The organism is Amycolatopsis sp. lyj-108 (genome assembly GCF_046549005.1).
Classification (GTDB): domain Bacteria; phylum Actinomycetota; class Actinomycetes; order Mycobacteriales; family Pseudonocardiaceae; genus Amycolatopsis.
The window spans coordinates 1,193,781-1,209,225 of the sequence record NZ_JAJPWQ010000001.1 but is presented as its reverse complement, the minus strand read 5'-3'; the positions used below and the strand labels follow the sequence as shown (position 1 = coordinate 1,209,225).

At 67.9% G+C, this 15,445-nt stretch carries 19 protein-coding genes; 8 read left to right on the top strand and 11 right to left on the bottom strand.

Annotated elements, in window-relative coordinates:
• The first annotated feature begins 2 nt into the window (after nucleotides 1–2).
• From ACLJO0_RS05950 to ACLJO0_RS05940, 3 genes are read left to right on the top strand one after another with little or no spacing between them, the layout of a single operon-like run.
• Entirely contained in the window at nucleotides 3–596 is a 594-nt protein-coding gene (locus tag ACLJO0_RS05950) for a glycerol-3-phosphate responsive antiterminator (RefSeq protein ID WP_410576876.1), read from the top strand.
• A complete protein-coding gene (locus ACLJO0_RS05945) occupies nucleotides 593–883 on the top strand; it encodes a putative quinol monooxygenase (protein WP_410576875.1) in 291 nt (96 codons plus the stop codon). Before ACLJO0_RS05950 ends, ACLJO0_RS05945 begins: the two co-directional genes overlap by 4 nt.
• Complete coding sequence (locus ACLJO0_RS05940) at nucleotides 880–1,971, top strand: zinc-binding dehydrogenase (protein ID WP_410576874.1); 1,092 nt, start codon at nucleotides 880–882, stop codon at nucleotides 1,969–1,971. The genes ACLJO0_RS05945 and ACLJO0_RS05940 overlap by 4 nt, the downstream gene beginning before the upstream one ends.
• A gap of 41 nt (nucleotides 1,972–2,012) precedes the next feature.
• Here the strand turns inward: ACLJO0_RS05940 and ACLJO0_RS05935 are convergent, their stop codons facing one another.
• Both ACLJO0_RS05935 and ACLJO0_RS05930 read right to left on the bottom strand, forming a co-directional pair.
• The gene (locus ACLJO0_RS05935; RefSeq protein ID WP_410576873.1) at nucleotides 2,013–2,354 is read right to left on the bottom strand and encodes a hypothetical protein; all 342 of its coding nucleotides are present in this window, start codon (nucleotides 2,352–2,354) and stop codon (nucleotides 2,013–2,015) included.
• Nucleotides 2,355–2,463: 109 nt separating this feature from the next.
• Nucleotides 2,464–3,423, bottom strand: a complete 960-nt coding sequence (locus ACLJO0_RS05930; RefSeq protein WP_410576872.1) for a glycoside hydrolase family 25 protein — start codon at nucleotides 3,421–3,423, stop codon at nucleotides 2,464–2,466.
• A gap of 129 nt (nucleotides 3,424–3,552) precedes the next feature.
• Here ACLJO0_RS05930 and ACLJO0_RS05925 point away from each other — a divergent pair, with 129 nt between their 5' ends.
• The 4 genes from ACLJO0_RS05925 to ACLJO0_RS05910 all read left to right on the top strand — a co-directional run bounded on the left by ACLJO0_RS05925 (nucleotide 3,553) and on the right by ACLJO0_RS05910 (nucleotide 8,184).
• Nucleotides 3,553–3,735, top strand: a complete 183-nt coding sequence (locus ACLJO0_RS05925; RefSeq protein ID WP_410576871.1) for a hypothetical protein — start codon at nucleotides 3,553–3,555, stop codon at nucleotides 3,733–3,735.
• Between the two features lie 200 nt (nucleotides 3,736–3,935).
• Nucleotides 3,936–4,481: a hypothetical protein gene (locus ACLJO0_RS05920; protein WP_410576870.1), complete on the top strand. Its 546-nt coding sequence runs from the start codon at nucleotides 3,936–3,938 to the stop codon at nucleotides 4,479–4,481.
• Nucleotides 4,482–4,508: 27 nt separating this feature from the next.
• Complete coding sequence (bcp, locus tag ACLJO0_RS05915; RefSeq protein ID WP_410576869.1) at nucleotides 4,509–4,982, top strand: thioredoxin-dependent thiol peroxidase; 474 nt, start codon at nucleotides 4,509–4,511, stop codon at nucleotides 4,980–4,982.
• A gap of 10 nt (nucleotides 4,983–4,992) precedes the next feature.
• Nucleotides 4,993–8,184 carry an NACHT domain-containing protein gene (locus ACLJO0_RS05910; protein ID WP_410576868.1) on the top strand — a complete coding sequence of 1,064 codons (3,192 nt, stop codon included), beginning with the start codon at nucleotides 4,993–4,995 and terminating at the stop codon, nucleotides 8,182–8,184.
• A gap of 43 nt (nucleotides 8,185–8,227) precedes the next feature.
• On the opposite strand, the gene rdgB is transcribed toward ACLJO0_RS05910, so the two are convergent.
• From rdgB to ACLJO0_RS05885, 5 genes are read right to left on the bottom strand one after another with little or no spacing between them, the layout of a single operon-like run.
• Nucleotides 8,228–8,833: an RdgB/HAM1 family non-canonical purine NTP pyrophosphatase gene (gene rdgB, locus ACLJO0_RS05905; RefSeq protein ID WP_410576867.1), complete on the bottom strand. Its 606-nt coding sequence runs from the start codon at nucleotides 8,831–8,833 to the stop codon at nucleotides 8,228–8,230.
• On the bottom strand, nucleotides 8,830–9,606 hold the full coding sequence (gene rph, locus ACLJO0_RS05900; RefSeq protein WP_125785069.1) for a ribonuclease PH: 777 nt from the start codon (nucleotides 9,604–9,606) through the stop codon (nucleotides 8,830–8,832). The genes rdgB and rph overlap by 4 nt, the downstream gene beginning before the upstream one ends.
• Before the next feature lie 23 nt (nucleotides 9,607–9,629).
• Nucleotides 9,630–10,397 (bottom strand): MBL fold metallo-hydrolase, encoded by a 768-nt coding sequence (locus ACLJO0_RS05895; RefSeq protein ID WP_410576866.1) that lies wholly within the window; start codon nucleotides 10,395–10,397, stop codon nucleotides 9,630–9,632.
• A 30-nt stretch (nucleotides 10,398–10,427) separates the two neighbouring features.
• Nucleotides 10,428–11,234, bottom strand: a complete 807-nt coding sequence (gene murI / locus ACLJO0_RS05890; protein ID WP_410576865.1) for a glutamate racemase — start codon at nucleotides 11,232–11,234, stop codon at nucleotides 10,428–10,430.
• Nucleotides 11,231–11,887: a rhomboid family intramembrane serine protease gene (locus ACLJO0_RS05885; RefSeq protein ID WP_410576981.1), complete on the bottom strand. Its 657-nt coding sequence runs from the start codon at nucleotides 11,885–11,887 to the stop codon at nucleotides 11,231–11,233. Before ACLJO0_RS05885 ends, murI begins: the two co-directional genes overlap by 4 nt.
• A 91-nt stretch (nucleotides 11,888–11,978) precedes the next feature.
• Here ACLJO0_RS05885 and ACLJO0_RS05880 point away from each other — a divergent pair, with 91 nt between their 5' ends.
• Nucleotides 11,979–12,851 (top strand): arylamine N-acetyltransferase family protein, encoded by an 873-nt coding sequence (locus ACLJO0_RS05880; protein WP_410576864.1) that lies wholly within the window; start codon nucleotides 11,979–11,981, stop codon nucleotides 12,849–12,851.
• Here the strand turns inward: ACLJO0_RS05880 and ACLJO0_RS05875 are convergent.
• The 4 genes from ACLJO0_RS05875 to ACLJO0_RS05860 form a co-directional block, all read right to left on the bottom strand.
• Nucleotides 12,812–13,525 carry an aspartate/glutamate racemase family protein gene (locus ACLJO0_RS05875; protein ID WP_410576980.1) on the bottom strand — a complete coding sequence of 238 codons (714 nt, stop codon included), beginning with the start codon at nucleotides 13,523–13,525 and terminating at the stop codon, nucleotides 12,812–12,814. The two genes, ACLJO0_RS05880 and ACLJO0_RS05875, sit on opposite strands and share 40 nt — an antisense overlap.
• A 188-nt stretch (nucleotides 13,526–13,713) precedes the next feature.
• Nucleotides 13,714–14,664: a PLP-dependent cysteine synthase family protein gene (locus ACLJO0_RS05870; protein WP_125792229.1), complete on the bottom strand. Its 951-nt coding sequence runs from the start codon at nucleotides 14,662–14,664 to the stop codon at nucleotides 13,714–13,716.
• A 3-nt stretch (nucleotides 14,665–14,667) separates the two neighbouring features.
• Entirely contained in the window at nucleotides 14,668–14,940 is a 273-nt protein-coding gene (locus ACLJO0_RS05865; protein ID WP_005165659.1) for a MoaD/ThiS family protein, read from the bottom strand.
• Nucleotides 14,941–15,012: 72 nt separating this feature from the next.
• A complete protein-coding gene (locus tag ACLJO0_RS05860) occupies nucleotides 15,013–15,429 on the bottom strand; it encodes a Mov34/MPN/PAD-1 family protein (RefSeq protein WP_016336788.1) in 417 nt (138 codons plus the stop codon).
• Nucleotides 15,430–15,445 lie beyond the last annotated feature (16 nt).

Sequence of the window (15,445 nt, the reverse complement as noted above, 5' to 3'; positions counted from 1 at the left end):
GTATGAACGAGAGGATCACGGCGGCGTTCGCGGACGTCCCGGTCTGCGCGTCGGTGGTCGGCACCGCCAAGGTGGGCGACTTCGCGAACTCGGCGTCCCGCGTCGGCATCCTCGCGGCGGTCCCGGTCGGGCAGCTGGCCAAGATCGTGCCGGTGCTGACGGGACTGGAGAAGGTCCTTTTCGTCAACATCGACTCCTGTCCCGGCCTCGCCACCGATCGCGGCGGCGTGGACTTCCTCCAGGAGATCGGGGCGACCGGGGTGGTCAGCACCAGGGTCGCCCCGATCGAACGGGCACGCACGTTGTCGATGCTGACGATGCACAAGGTGTTCGTCACCGACCGGTCGAATCTGAACCGCAGCCTGGAAGCGGTGAAACGCAGCCGCCCCGACCTGGTGGAGCTCATGCCCGCGCCGATCATCCCCTGGATGTCGTCGCAGGCCCGCGAAACCATGTCGCCGTTCGTGGCGGCCGGTTTCGTCACCGACCGGTCCGGGGTGGCCCATTCCCTCGCGATGGGCGCACTGGGCGCCGCGTCGTCCGATTCGGGACTTTGGTCGCTGACCAGGTCCCAGCTGAGCGCAGGAGAAAAATGAGCTTCGTCGTGGTGGCCCGGTACGTGACCGCGGACCGGGACCGCGTCCTCGAACTGCTGGAGCCGATGGCCGCCGCCTCACGGCGTGAGCCCGGCTGTCTCCGGTACACCGTCCACTCCGGAACCGAGGACGGAGTGGTGGTGATCGTCGAGGAGTACGAGTCCGAACAGGACTTCACCGGCCACTGCGAATCGGAGCACTTCCGGCGGATCGTGCTCGGCGAGGTGGTCCCGTTGTTGTCCGAACGCCAGGTCACCACCTGCGTCCCGGCCGGGAGCGCGCGATGATGCGGGTCCGGGGCGCGGTCCTCCGCGAAGTCGGCCGCCCGCTGGAGATCGAGACGATGACGCTGGAACCGCCCGGGCCGGGTGAGCTGCTCATCCGGGTGCGGGCCGCCGGGCTGTGCCACTCGGATCTGTCGGTGATCGAGGGCACCCGGCCCCGGCCACTGCCGATGGTCCTGGGACACGAGGCCGCGGGCGAGGTGGTCGATGCGGGGCAGGGCACCGGCTTCACGGCGGGTCAGCATGTCGTGCTGTCGTTCGTGCCCTCCTGCGGCGACTGCCGCCCCTGCCTCACCGGGCGGCCCGCCCTGTGCGCCCCGGCGGCCGAGTCGAACCGGAACGGCACCCTGCTCGGCGGCGGCACCCGCTGGTCCTCCCCCGACGGCCGCCCAGGACACCACCTGGGCGTATCCGCGTTCGCCGAACACATCGTCGTCTCGGCACGCTCGGTGGTCGCCGTCGACGACGCCCTGCCGTTCGACGTCGCGGCCCTGTTCGGCTGCGCGGTGCTCACCGGCGCCGGCGCCGTCTTCAACGCGACCGACGTACGACCGGGAGACAGCGTCGCCGTCTTCGGCCTCGGCGGCGTCGGCCTCGCCGCACTCCTCGCCGCGAAAGCCGCCGGCGCGGCCACACTGGTGGCCGTCGACCTCGTCGCCGAAAAGCGCGAGCTGGCACTGTCCCTCGGCGCGACCCACGCACTCGAGGGCGACGTCGACGCGATCAAGGACCTCACCGACGGTGGTGCCGACCACGCCGTCGACACCACCGGCGTGGTCGCCGCCCTGCACCAGGCGTACCGGGCGACCCGGCCGGGCGGCACCACCGTCACCGTCGGCCTTCCCGACCCGTCGGCCGAGCTCGCGCTGCCCGCGCAAAGCCTGGTGGCCGAGGAGAAGACGCTGCGCGGCAGCTACCTCGGCTCGTGCGTCCCCCGACGCGACATTCCCCGGTTCATCGCTCTTTACCGGGCCGGGCTGCTGCCCGTGGAGGCGTTGCTGACGCACCGGATCGGGCTGGAGGAGATCAACACGGGCTTCGACCGGCTGCGGCGGGGCGCCGCGGTGCGGCAGGTCGTCACCTTCTCTTGAGGTGGGGAGGGGCGCGCCATCGTCAACCGTCGCGCGAACCATCACTCCTCGCCGACGTGCCTCCGCAACTCCTTGGCGGCTCGCGCCGGGAGGGCGAGCAGCACCCCTTCGAGCATTTCCCTCGCTTGCCGGGGATCACCGCAACACTCCCAGACACCACAGCCCTCGGTGTCGACCCGAAGCCGTCGGTACGGGTCCACGGTGAACTCTCGCCAGAGGCGGAGCGCGGTCCGGGTCGCACCGGGGCCGAGATAGTTCCGGGAACGTTCGAGCCGGGCGATCCCGGCGGCGAGCGCGGGCGAAAAATCCCACGGGTCACGGAGTTCGGCCGGTCGCCGAAGTCGAAGCCCTCGCCGGACTCGTGCGGGGGCTCTACGCGGCATTGCCCTTTCGGAAATCCATCACCCGATCATCGTGCCACACCCCGAAGTCCGTGAGGGCCTCCTTCCCTACCTTGAGAGTAGGGAAGGAGGCCCTCACGGACTTCCAGGCTCAGCCGACGATGTCGATCTCGAAGTCCACGTTCGAGCTGTACTCGAAGTCGGCCCACACCGCGCCCGGCAGGTGGTACCGCCGGTGCGAAACCGTCTTCGGGTTGAATCCGGGCGTCTGCATGGGATTCCCGCCGACACCCACCTTGTCGCTGCCCCAGGCGTAGATGTTGCCCTGCCATACGGGCGCGTCGGTGATGCCGTCCCCGTCGACACGAGGGCGGACGATGATCGCGGACGTCTCGCTGCCGGAGAGGAACAGCCGCACGGACGTGACGGACGGGCTGGCCGGAATGGTCCTGCGTTCCATGAGTTCTGTCGTCGCCTTCCGCTTCGGGGCGGCGCCGCCGCCGGTCAAGTGGGCGTTCGTGTAGGACTCGTTGAGGTCGACACTGCTCGCGCGGATGCCGGGCACCTGGCCGGCGTCGGAGTACTGGTGCACGTCGTAGTGGCCCGCGGCGGCATCGGGTTTGGCGCCGTAGCGCGCGATCCAGATGACGAGGTCCGGCACGCCGAATCGGTCCGGGCGCAGCATCTTGGCGAGCGAGTTGTTCAGGTAGATGCCCGGCCGGAACCCGTGTCCGGCCACGCGGTTGCAGAACCTGATCGAGAAGTCGCGCTTGCGCGCGTCGGGGATGTTCGGCGTCCCCGAACCGGGCGGGTTGTCCTCGAGGTCGAGCATCGGGACACATCCGGTCGCCCCGAGCCGCCGGACCTCCGCGATGAACACGTCGGCCTGCGCCTCCGGCGACGGACTCGCCTGAGCGAAGTGGTAGCCGCCCACCGGAATTTTCACGGATCTGGCTCCGGCCACCAAGGCATCGCCGGTGTTGCGGCCGCCGTTCGGCAATCCACCACCGTCGGTGAGCTTGACGAAGACGAACGTCACGCCATGATCCTTGACGGCCTGCCAATTGGTAACGGACTGAAAGCGGCTGTAGACATCTATTCCCAGCGCCATCGTTACAGCCTGGCGGGTGAACCGGTTGGACAAAAGGGCCTAGTGGGCGATAACTAGTACGTCCGATTCGCCCTTTTGGGCGGCCACTCCTCGGCTGACGCGGCTCACCCATACCCGTACTGTGACGACATGGCGTCTCGAAGCCCCTTTCGCTGGATGAGCCGGTGGGCGGACTGGTTCGAAGAGCGCGGCGTCTACGTCCCCGGCGAGGAGAGCCGAGCGGTCGATCCGATGCGCGATTTCGGCTGGCTGATCGTGGCCTGGGTGTCCGGTCTGGCGATCTTCATCCTGTTCTTCGCCTTCGCCGTCTGATCGTCGCCGGTGTGCCACCGAGGTGACGACTGTCACTAGCCGTACCCTTCCGATCACGGATCGGCCACGGCTGTACACCAGGTGCGCCTCAACCCGGCCATGCCGCTCCTCTCGGCTGCGGAAGACCGTCACTCTGGACTCTTCGGCACTAATACCTACCTCGAACGGCCCACTCGCACCTCCGACTGGAGTAACCGCACATGGCGCCCCCGCGCACCCCGAAGCTCTTGATCGCCGCCTGCTCCCTGATGCTGGCGGCCGCCTGCGGGGTTCCGGCACCGGAAAAAGGGGCCGCCGCGCTCGGCGCGGACGCCCCGAAGCAGGGAGTGGCCGCCACCCACACGGAAGGCGACCTCGCGTTCGGCGCCCCGCACCGGTTCGCCACCGGGGTCACGATCTCCGTGTCCGCGCCGAATTCGTTCCGCCCCAGCGCGTCGGCGTACCCGCAGAGCCCCCGCGCGGTGGCCTTCGGCATCGACGTGACGAACGCGGGCGACGGCACGTACCGGCTCTCCGGCCTGTCCGTCGCGGGCGAGATCGACGGGGAAACCGCGGCGGTCAAACAGGTCGTCGACCCGGTGCAGGGCTACAACGGCGTCGCGGACGCCGGCAAGGACGTGGCGCCGGGCCGGTCGGTCCGGCTGAATCTGGCGTTCGCCGTTCCGGACAAGCCGGTGAGGCTGCGCCTCCAGGTGCGGCCGAGCCCCTCGGAGCCCGTCGCCGCGAAGTACTGCGGGAGGGTCTGACGCCGCCGGTTCGCTACCGTGTGCGTCATGACCGAGCAGCGACTCTCCCCCGGCGACAAAGCGCCCGACTTCACCCTCCCCGACAGTGAGGGCAACGACGTCAAGCTCAGCGACTTCCGCGGCGAATCGGTCGTCGTGTACTTCTACCCGAGCGCCGGCACGCCGGGCTGCACGAAGCAGGCGTGCGACTTCCGGGACAGCCTCGCGCAGCTCAACGACGCCGGTTACCGCGTGCTCGGCATCTCGCCGGACAAGCCCGCGAAGCTCGCGAAGTTCGTCGAGGCGGAAGGGCTGACCTTCCCGCTGCTGTCCGACACGGAGAAGACCGTCCTCAAGGCGTACAGCGCCTTCGGCGAGAAGAAGAACTACGGCAAGGTTTACGAAGGCGTCATCCGCTCGACGTTCGTCGTCGACCCCGAGGGCAAGATCGCCGTGGCGCAGTACAACGTGCGCGCGACGGGGCACGTCGCGAAGCTGTTGCGGGATCTCTCTCTGGCGTAATCTCCTTGGGATGACGGGGCTGGAGGGGCCCGCTCTCAAACTGGGCGGCAGTATCGCCACGCACGCGGCAAAATCGTGGCTGCAACGACGACGGAAGAAGACCGAGCGCGAGTCGAGCCTCGCCGAACTGGCGACCGACGAACTCAAAGGGCCGCTGGAGAAACGCAAGCTCGAGAACCTGGTGGAGACGATCGGCCTGCAGGTGGCCGAGGAGCTGAAGCCGGTTCTCGCCGCACGGTTCTCGGCGCTGCCCGAGAACGAGATCACCGCGGCGTTCCTCGCTGTCGAGGACACGCTCGGCAAGGTCGATCTCTCCGATGAAGCCCTGCTGGCGGACGATGCCGACGCGGAGCAACTGGCCAGGCGCGTCCGCGAACAGTTCCCCGCCCGCTCGGCGATGCTCGCCGAGCGGGCGGCGGATCTGTACGAACTGGCGCTGGATCAGGCGTGCCGCCACCTCGTGGTGGTGGTGAGGCATCTGCCGTCGTTCCAGCCCACGACGCTCGCCGAAGTGCTCAAACGACTGAGCCAGCAATCAGCTCAGTTCGTAGAAATTCTCACCAGGATCCCCAAGACCAGCCTCGCCGCTCCGACCGGCACCGACCACGACGTCGAGTTCCAGGCGGAGTACCTGCGACTGATCGCCCGCAAGCTGGACAAACTCGAACTACTCGGGCTGACCATGGACGACCAGCCGACTCTGCCGCTGACAGTCGCCTACCTCAGTCTTTCCGTGTCGTCGGAGCGCACCCGCAAAAGCGACCACCATCCGACAGAGTGGTTCGAGAAACATCCCGGCCACCGCACGGGAGCGACCATGCGGGTCGAAGACGCGATCGGCGACTCTCTCCGGACACTCGTCCGCGGCGAGGCCGGTTCGGGAAAGACCACCCTTCTCAACTGGCTCGCGGTCAAAGCCGCGACGGGCGGTTTCAGCGGGAAACTCTCCCAATGGAACGGATTCGTGCCGTTCGTGATCCGGCTCCGGAGATTCACGACCGGCGACCTACCGAACGCCGACCAATTCGTCCAGTGCACGACACCCACCTTGGCCGGACGCGCACCGGCCAACTGGGCGGACCGCGTACTGCTCACCGGCAAGACGATCGTCCTCGTGGACGGCGTCGACGAGGTCGACGCGGCGCGCCGCCGGAAAGTCAAAGAGTGGCTGCAGGAACTCGGACTGACCTACCCCAACGCGCGTTTCGTCGTCACCTCACGAGCGGCCGCGGCCGACCAGGGCTGGCTCTCACAAGAAGAGTTCGGTTCGGTGCTCTTGGAGTCGATGAGCGCCGACGACATCCATGCGCTGGTGGGTCGCTGGCACAATGCGGCGGCTTCGGTTCGCCCGGACGAGGATCTCGACGCCGCGCAGCGGCGGCTGCTGAATCAGTTCACGAACAGGCCGCAACTACGGACATTGGCCTCCAACCCTTTGCTGTGCGCGATGCTCTGCGCTCTCAATCTGGCGCACCGATCGGAACTACCGCGCGACCGGATGGACCTGTATCGCAAGGCCCTGTCGATGCTGCTGCACATGCGTGACGCCGAACGTGGCATCACTGTGTTGCTGAACGAGCAGCAAAAACAGATTCTGCTCGGCCATCTCGCGTGGCGGCTCACCTCGGGCGGCAAAGTCGAACTGCCGAAAGACGAAGTGCTCGAGCACATCGCCTACCGTTTGAAGTGGATCCCGCACGTTGACCACAGTCCGCAGGAAGTGCTGAACCACCTCCTCGAACGCAGCGGAGTGCTGCGAGAGCCGGTGAACGGCCGGATCGATTTCGTCCACCGCACGTTCCAAGAGTTCCTCGCGGCCTATGAGGCCACCGACGCGAGCTACCTCGACATGTTGGTCGCCCAGGCACATCGTGACACTTGGCGGGAAACCATCGTCATGGCGTGTGGCCACGCCAAGCGTCATCAGACCAACAAGTTGCTGAACGGCATCCTCGTTCGCGCCGACGCGGAACCGCGGTACAGCCGGCGATTGCGGCTGCTCGCGGCGGCATGCCTGGAGACCGTCAGCAACGTCGATCCCAAGGTCATCACCCGGGTCGAACGGGTCATCCGGGAGCACCTCGTGCCGCCACGAGACCTCCGTGAGACCCGTTCTCTCGCTTCGGTCGGAGTCCGGCTCCTGCGCTATCTTCCCGAAACCCTTGACGGATTGAGTAATTCCGCCGCCTCCGCGACCGTTCGAGCGACCGCCCTCACGGCGGGGAACGACGCACTGCCACTGCTGCGAAACTACGCACAGGACAGCCGGTGGAAGGTTCAGGAACAGCTCTGCGAGGCTTGGCAATACTTCGATCCGGAACGCTTCGCCAAAGAGGTTCTCGCCGATTCGCCTCTTCGCGATGGAAGACTTGAAGTTCACGCGAGCAGGCTGATCCCGCAGGCCAGATTACTTCGCAATCTTACCGAATTCCGGATCGATCTACCTCTCTCGGAAAGGCACGTGGACCTGACACTGCTCTCCGGTGCGCGCTGTTTACGGGAAGCGGAGATCTGTTTCGACAATGACGCGGTCGTGGATCTGACTCACCTGGCCGACCATCCGGATCTGGAAAAGGTCGGCCTTCTCTTCGCCAAGCGTTACACCGGTCTCAAAGCATTGAGGACTCTTGAAAAACTCGTGAACTTGACGATTTTCCGATACACGCCATGGCGAGGTCTCGACGCGATCAGCCGCCTGGATCAGGTGGCTCACCTGTCGCTCGATCGACTGCAGTCGATCGACAACCTCAACGCCCTCGCGTCGTTGTCGTCCTTGGAAAGCTTGAGCATTTGGGAATGCCCCTCGCGGACCCTGAAGGCGACACGGCCGATTCCCGACGTCGGCCGTCTGTCCTGTCACAGCGAGGAAGCGATGGAGGTTTCGACACGAAACCTCGCCAAAACCTTTCCTGGCATCAAACACCTCACGGTCTCATCTGTTGACATGACAGATCTCAAGCCATTGGTGGATCTACCACTGACGTCCCTTAACCTGTCGTTCTGCAAACTGGATGATCTCGGCGCACTCGCTTCGCACCCTACCCTGGAAATGCTCTGGATAAGCGGCACACAGAAGCCCGTGGACGTCAGCCCTTTGGCGGATCTGGAGATCACCTTGACTCTGGGCCGCTCGTGCCAAGTGACAGGACTCGAGACTCTCGGACCCGGCGTGAAAGTGAGCGACCCGTCGGGCCAGTCGTGAGTGGCGTTTCGGGTTCCAACCCGAAACGCCACTCACGACCACCTCAGCCAGCCAGCTTCCGCAGCTCCCCCACCAACGCCCGCAACGCCTTCCCCCGATGCGACAAACCGTCCTTTTCGGACGGTTCCAGCTCCGCCGAAGTCCGCGTCTCACCCTCGGGCACGAAGATCGGGTCGTAGCCGAATCCGTTGGCGCCACGGCGTTCCCGGATCAGCGAGCCTCGCCATTCCCCGCGCACCACGGTTTCGTCGCCACCGGGGACGACGAGCGCGGCTGCACAGACGAAAGCGGCGCCCATGCGCTCGTCGGGTGTGTCGGACAGCTGCGCCAGCACGAGATCCAGGTTCGCCTCGTCGTCACCGTGTTTGCCCGACCAGCGGGCCGAGAGCACGCCCGGCATGCCGTTGAGCGCGTCCACGGAGATGCCGGAGTCGTCGGCGATGGCCGGGAGACCGGTCGCGGCGGCCGCGTCCTGCGCCTTCGCGAGCGCGTTGCCTTCGAAGTCTGGAGCGGTTTCGGGCGCTTCCGGGAATTCGGGGACGTCGGCGAGTCCGATGACCTCGATGCCCTCGATCCCCTCCGCCACCAGGATGCGCCGGAGTTCGCCGAGCTTCTTCGCGTTGCGGGTGGCGAGAAGCAGCCTGGTCACTTCGCGCCCTTCTTCTTGTCCGGGCGCGGCTCGGGAAGCTCGCCGGGATACGGCAACGCGAGGGCTTCGGTCTGGAGGCGGGTCAGCTCTTCGCAGCCCGCGAGCGCCATGTCCAGCATCGTGTCCAAAGTGGACCGCGCGAAGGTGGCGCCCTCACCGGTGCCCTGCACCTCGATCATGGTGCCCGCGTCGGTGGCGACGACGTTCATGTCGACCTCCGCGCGCGAGTCCTCTTCGTACGGCAGGTCGAGACGCACGCGGCCGTCGACGACGCCCACGCTCACCGCCGCGACCGAAGCCGAAAGCGGCTGCGGGTCGGCGAGGCGGCCAGCAGCGCCGAGCCAGGTGACGGCGTCGGCGAGCGCGACGTAGCCGCCGGTCACCGCGGCCGTGCGGGTGCCGCCGTCGGCCTGGATGACGTCGCAGTCGATGACGATCGTGTTCTCCCCCAGTGCCGCCAGGTCGATGCAGGCGCGCAGGGACCGGCCGATCAGCCGGGAGATCTCGTGCGTGCGGCCGCCGACGCGGCCCTTGATGGATTCGCGATCGCTGCGGGTGTTGGTCGCCGACGGCAGCATCGCGTACTCGGCGGTGACCCAGCCGAGGCCGGAGCCTGCCCGCCAGCGCGGGACGCCTTCGGTGACGCTCGCCGCGCACAGCACCCGGGTGTCGCCGAACTCGATCATCACCGAGCCCGCGGGCCACCGCTGGAAGCCGCGGGTGATCTTGATGTCGCGAAGCTGGTCGTCGTTCCTGCCGTCTTTTCTCGCCACGGCCGCCACTCTAGAACCCCGTGTCAGAGGTCGTAGACGGCGCCCTGCTCGACCAGCTCGGCCGTGGGGAACGCGACGGCCGCCTCGGCGAGGACGGCGTCGCGGTCGGTCCAGGGCGCGACGTGGGTGAGCAGCAGCCGCCCCACCCCCGCCTTGCGGCCCAGCTCTCCCGCTTCCTTGCCGGACAGGTGGACGCCGGGAGGCCGGTCGGGCGAGTCGGTCCAAGATGCTTCGGACAGCAGGACGTCGGCGCCGCCGGCGAGGTCGGTCAGGGTGTCGCAGACGCCGGTGTCACCGGTGTAGGCGAGGGTTCTGCCGCCGTGCGAAACGCGCAGGCCGAACGCCGGGGTCGGGTGGTCGACCGGGACCGCGGTGACCTCGAACGGCCCGATCTCCATGGTGTCTTCCCTCAGGATGTCGAAGGCGAAGACGTCGGAGAGATCGGTGGTCGCCCGCTCCGCCTCGTTCGCCGCGTAGGCGTGGGCGAGCCGCTCGTGCACGTCCGAGGGCCCGTACACCGGCAGCCGTCGCGGCCTCGCCGGATACGGCAGCTCAGGGTGGTAGCGCCGCAGCACGGTGAGCGCGCTGACGTCGGCGCAGTGATCGGGGTGAAGGTGCGAAAGGATCAGCGCGTCCAGGTCGAACGGGTCGCGCAGGGCCTGCAACCTGGCGAGCGTCCCGTTGCCGAGTTCGAGCCCCAGGACGAACCCGTCCGCCTCGATCAGATAGCCGGACGCGGCGGCGTTGGGCCCGGGGATGCTGCCGGAGCAGCCGAGGATCGTGAGACGCACTGTGACACCTTAAGCACGGAATCGGCGTTTTTATGCGCTGGTGGGAGCCAGCACACCCGGAGCGAAACCCATGAACCGCTGAGCGAGCCTCGTGAACGGCTCGGCGGATCCGGTGGCAACGAACTCGTGCCGCGGCGGGGTGTCGCGCTCGGCCAGGAGGTCGGCCTCGGTGAGGACTCGCACGAGGTCACGCGCGGTCTCCTCGGCGCTGGACACCAGCGTGACTTCCTGGCCCATGACGATCTGCAGCACCCCGGACAGCAACGGGTAGTGCGTGCAGCCCATGACCAGTGTGTCGACCTGCGCGTCCAGCAGTGGTTCCAGATAGCCCTGCGCGAGCCCCAGCACCTGGCGCCCGGTGGTGATCCCGCGTTCGACGAAGTCCACGAACCGCGGGCACGCGACGCTGGTGATCTCGACGTCCTGTGCGGCGTTGAAGGCGTCGTCGTAGGCGCGGGACCGGACGGTGCCCTCGGTCCCGATCACGCCGATGCGGCCGGAGCGCGTGGCGGAAACGGCCCGCCGCGCGGCCGGGAGGACGACCTCGATCACGGGGACGTCGTAGCGCTCCCTCGCGTCGCGAAGGCAGGCGGCGGAGGCCGTGTTGCAGGCGATGACCAGCGCCTTCACCCCGCCGTCGACGATGTCGTCCAGCGCTTCCAGCGCGTACTGGCGAGCCGTCGCGATGGGAAGCGGACCGTACGGGTTGCGGGCGGTGTCGCCGACGTAGCGCAACTGCTCACCGGGCAGCTGCTCCAGGATCGCCCTGGCGACGGTGAGCCCGCCCACTCCGGAATCGAAGACGCCGATCGGGGCGTCGGCGCTCGGCTTGGTCACCCGGCGAGGCTACCGGGACCGGTCGCCTTCCTGGCTTGGGACCTGTCCATCCGCGCCATCACCCAGGCCGCGAAGACCCCGGACAGTGCGCCGAACAGGTGGCCCTGCCAGGAGACGTTCGGCGTACCCGGAAGGAGGCCCCAGAGCATCCCGCTCCAGATACCCAGCAGCACCACGGCCACCAGGACCTGCCCGACAGCACGATTGAAAATGCCCCGGACCAGCAGGAACGCGAGCCAGCCGAAGGCGACGCCCGAGGCGCCGACGGTCACCGTGCCACTCGGCGCGATCAGCCAGACGCCGACGCCGGAGAGCACCCAGATGATCGCGGTGACCAGCACCCACCGGCCGATGCCCGCAGACATCGCGAGGAAGGCGAACACCAGCACCGGGACGGTGTTGGAGAACAGATGCCCCCAGCCCGCGTGCAGCAACGGCGCCCAGATCACGCCGTCGAGATCGGAGACCTCACGGGCGACGATGCCGCCGCTCTGGTCGAGGTCTGCGGGCAGCACGACGTCGACCAGTTCGACCAGGTAGAGGAGCGCGGTGAAGGCCAGCGCGACGATCGCGGCGGCCTTCGGGTTCGGCGGCAGGACGCGTTTGGCCGGGTCCGTACCGGGCTCGCTCGCCGGGACCGGCTGGGGAGGCAAAGGGGTCACCTCCCCAGGCTACGACGGCGACCGGCGGGATCGCCTCCGTGAGAACCCTGAATTGTCGGTGGGGGCCGCTACCGTCGATCACATGGGGACTTCTTCTTCCGAGCACGTCGACGTGCCCGCCTACCTCACGCGACTCGGCCTCGAGCACGAGCCGCCGAGCCTCGACGCGCTTTTCCGGCTCCACGCGGCGCATGTGGAGCGGGTGCCGTACGAGGATTTCGAGGTCCAGCTCGGCCGGGTGACCTCGCTGGATCCCGCGGTGTCGTTCAGCCGGATCGTCGCCGGTCGAGGCGGCTACTGCTATCACCTCAACGGCGCGTTCTCGGCGCTGCTGCGGGCGCTCGGTTACCAGGTCACCCGGCATCCGAGCGGCGCGCAGCTCCCTGGCGATCCCGCCGGGATCCACCTCAACCACCTGGCCCTGACGGTGACCGGGCTGCCGGAGACTCCCGAGGTCGGCTGGCTGGTCGACGTGGGGCTCGGGGACGGCATCCACGAGCCGCTCCCGCTGCGTGAGGGCGAGTACAAACAGGGCTCGCTGGTGTTCCGCATACGGGCTTCGGACGTCACGCCCGGCGGCTGGCGCTTCGACCACGATCCGCAGGGCAGTTTCGTCGGGATGGATTTCGCGCCGGAGGCGGCCGTGATGGCGGACTTCGCCGAAAAGCACGTCGAGCTGTCCACGTCCGCGGAGTCCGGCTTCGTCCGCACGCTGGTGCTGCAGCGGCGCGACGCCGAGGGCGTGGATTCGCTGCGTGCGCTGACTTTGAGCGGTCTGCCGGGCGGCAAGACGGTGCTGGAGTCACCGGCCGAGTGGTGGACGGCCATCGAGGACGTCTTCGGCGTGCCTCGCGCCGGTTTCACCGGTGAAGAACAGGACAGGCTGTGGCGGCAGGCCGTCTCCCAGCACCAGCGTCACACCGCGGGAGGGAGTGAGGCCTTGCCCAGCGCGTAATCCACGGCCGCTTCGGCGTGCAGCCTCGTGGTCGGGAAGGTGGGCACCGGGCTGTCTTCCGGGCCGACGAGCAGCTCGATCTCGGTGCACCCGTAGATGACGCCTTCCGCACCCGCCTCGACGAGCCTCGCGATGACCTCGCGGTACCGCTCGCGGGAGCCCTCGGTGACGACGCCGTGGACGAGTTCGTCGTAGATGACCCGGTGTACCGTCTCGCGGTCTTTCTCGTCCGGGACGAGCACGTCGAGGCCGTGCGCGGCGAGACGTTCGCGGTAGAACGGCTGGGCCATGGTGAAACCGGTGCCCAGGAGCCCGGCCCTTTTGATGTCGCCTGCCTTGATCGCGGCGGCCGTGGTGTCGGCGAGGTGCAGGAGTGGGATACCCAGGCCGTCCGTGAGCCGGTCGGCGACCTTGTGCATCGTGTTGGTGCAGAGGACGACGAAGTCCGCTCCGGCGGCTTCGAGGCCGCGCGCGGCCGTGTTCAGTTCCCGTCCGGCGTCGTCCCAGCGGCCTTCGGCCTGCATCGCTTCGATCTCGGCGAAGTCCACGGAGTACAGCACGGTGCGCGCGGAGTGGTAGCCGCCGCGCAGCTCACGGACGCGCTCGTTGACCAGCCGGTAGTACTCGGCCGACGATTCCCAGCTCATCCCGCCCAGCAGCCCGATGACCTTCATGCCCGCCATCGTGCCAGCGCCCCGCGCGCTGGGTCCCATGCCGACTCCGTACCTGCGCCCCTTGCTCGCGTGAAGTACATGAAGGACCCCTTCCTTGCGCCTAGGTACAGGAAGGGGGCCTTCATGTACTCAGCCGCCGTGACAGCTGGTACTTGTGGGACGAACGGGGCGATCGTTGCGTCCGTGCGTCAGGCCCAGAGCTGCCCGTCGAGCCTTTCGGCCGCTTCATCGAGCGAGCCGGCGTACGCGCCCGTCGAGAGGTACTTCCATCCCGCATCAGCGACCACGAAGGCCACGTCGGCGGGCTTCCCCGAAGCGGCGGCCTTCTCGGCGACGGCCAGCGCCGCGTGCAGGACGGCGCCGGTCGAGATCCCCGCGAAGATGCCTTCGTGCTCCAGCAGCTCGCGCGTCCGGCGAAGCGCGTCGTACGCGCCGACGGAGAACCGGCCATTGAGCACGCTCGCGTCGTAGAGCTCAGGGACGAAGCCCTCGTCGAGGTTCCGCAGGCCGTAAACCAGCTCGCCGTAGCGCGGTTCGGCGGCGATGATCTGCACGTCCGGCTTCGCCTCGTGGAGGTAACGCCCCACGCCGACCAGGGTGCCGGTGGTGCCGAGGCCGCCGACGAAATGCGTCAGCGTCGGCAGGTCCTTGAGCAGTTCGGGCCCGGTGCCGCGGTAGTGCGCGTCGGCGTTGGCCGGGTTGCCGTACTGGTAGAGCATGACCCATTCCGGGTTCGCCTCGGCGAGTTCCTTCGCGCGGCGCACGGCCTCGTTGGACCCGCCGGCGGCCGGGGAGAAGACGATCCGCGCGCCGTACGCCTGCAGCAGCTGCTTGCGTTCGGTGGAGGTGTTCTCCGGCATCACGCACACCAGGCCGTAGCCCTTGAGCTTCGCGGCCATGGCGAGCGAGATCCCGGTGTTGCCGGAGGTCGGCTCCAGGATCGTGGAGCCGCGCCGGAGGATGCCTTCACGCTCGGCGGCCTCGATCATCGCCAGTGCGGGGCGATCCTTGATCGAGCCGGTCGGGTTGCGGTCCTCCAGTTTCGCCCACAACCGCACGTCGTGGGTGGGCGAAAGCCGGGGAAGACCGACCAGCGGGGTGCCGCCGAGCGTGTCGAGCAGCGACTCGTAGCGAGCCATCGATCAGCCACCGGCCACGGCGGGCAGGATGGTCAGGGTGTCGCCGTCCTTGACCTCGGCCTCGAGACCGCCGGAGAAACGGACGTCCTCGTCGTTGACGTAGACGTTGACGAAGCGGTGCAGCTTCTCTTCCTTGACCAGGCGGGCCTTGAGGCCGCCGTGGCGGGACTCGATGTCGTCGATCACCTCGAGCACGGTCTTGCCGGTCGCCTCGACGGACTTCTCGCCGCCGGTGTGCGTACGCAGGATGGTCGGGATGGACACGGTCACGGCCATGGTTTTCTACCTCCGGTGGGTTCTCTGCTACGCAGACGTTCGGTCCGGGCCGGGTTATTCCCGGGGCCGGGTTCAGCCGATGATCTCGACGGGCTCCTCGGTGATCTCCCCGTCCACGATCCGGTACGACCGGAACTGGTGCGAATCGGGGTCCTTGGTGGAAACGAGCACGTAGTGCGCGTCGGGTTCCGAGGCGTACGAGACATCGGTGCGGGACGGGTAGGCGTCGGTCGCGGTGTGCGAGTGGTAGATGACCACCGGCACCTCGTCGTTGGCGTCCATCTCGCGGTAGAGCTTGAGCAGATCACCCGAGTCGAACTCGTAGAACGTGGGCGAGCGCGCCGCGTTCAGCATCGGGATGTACCGCTCGGGGCTGTCCGATCCCTCGGGACCGGCGATCACCCCGCACGCCTCATCGGGATGGTCACGACGGGCATGGGCGACGATCTCGTCGACGAGTTCACGGCGGATCCGGAGCACGTCGCCCATCTTAGGTGCTGGACGG

Excerpts from the sequence above, each read along its gene's own strand:
- ACLJO0_RS05875 (WP_410576980.1), bottom strand. The coding sequence starts at position 13,525 with ATGAAGGTCATCGGGCTGCTGGGCGGGATGAGCTGGGAATCGTCGGCC.
- ACLJO0_RS05860 (WP_016336788.1), bottom strand. The coding sequence starts at position 15,429 with ATGGGCGACGTGCTCCGGATCCGCCGTGAACTCGTCGACGAGATCGTC.
- ACLJO0_RS05870 (WP_125792229.1), bottom strand. The coding sequence starts at position 14,664 with ATGGCTCGCTACGAGTCGCTGCTCGACACGCTCGGCGGCACCCCGCTG.
- ACLJO0_RS05865 (WP_005165659.1), bottom strand. The coding sequence starts at position 14,940 with ATGGCCGTGACCGTGTCCATCCCGACCATCCTGCGTACGCACACCGGC.
- bcp (WP_410576869.1), top strand. The coding sequence starts at position 4,509 with ATGACCGAGCAGCGACTCTCCCCCGGCGACAAAGCGCCCGACTTCACC.
- ACLJO0_RS05920 (WP_410576870.1), top strand. The coding sequence starts at position 3,936 with ATGGCGCCCCCGCGCACCCCGAAGCTCTTGATCGCCGCCTGCTCCCTG.
- ACLJO0_RS05950 (WP_410576876.1), top strand. The coding sequence starts at position 3 with ATGAACGAGAGGATCACGGCGGCGTTCGCGGACGTCCCGGTCTGCGCG.
- ACLJO0_RS05945 (WP_410576875.1), top strand. The coding sequence starts at position 593 with ATGAGCTTCGTCGTGGTGGCCCGGTACGTGACCGCGGACCGGGACCGC.
- ACLJO0_RS05940 (WP_410576874.1), top strand. The coding sequence starts at position 880 with ATGATGCGGGTCCGGGGCGCGGTCCTCCGCGAAGTCGGCCGCCCGCTG.
- ACLJO0_RS05925 (WP_410576871.1), top strand. The coding sequence starts at position 3,553 with ATGGCGTCTCGAAGCCCCTTTCGCTGGATGAGCCGGTGGGCGGACTGG.
- ACLJO0_RS05880 (WP_410576864.1), top strand. The coding sequence starts at position 11,979 with ATGGGGACTTCTTCTTCCGAGCACGTCGACGTGCCCGCCTACCTCACG.
- ACLJO0_RS05930 (WP_410576872.1), bottom strand. The coding sequence starts at position 3,423 with ATGGCGCTGGGAATAGATGTCTACAGCCGCTTTCAGTCCGTTACCAAT.
- ACLJO0_RS05910 (WP_410576868.1), top strand. The coding sequence starts at position 4,993 with ATGACGGGGCTGGAGGGGCCCGCTCTCAAACTGGGCGGCAGTATCGCC.
- ACLJO0_RS05935 (WP_410576873.1), bottom strand. The coding sequence starts at position 2,354 with ATGCCGCGTAGAGCCCCCGCACGAGTCCGGCGAGGGCTTCGACTTCGG.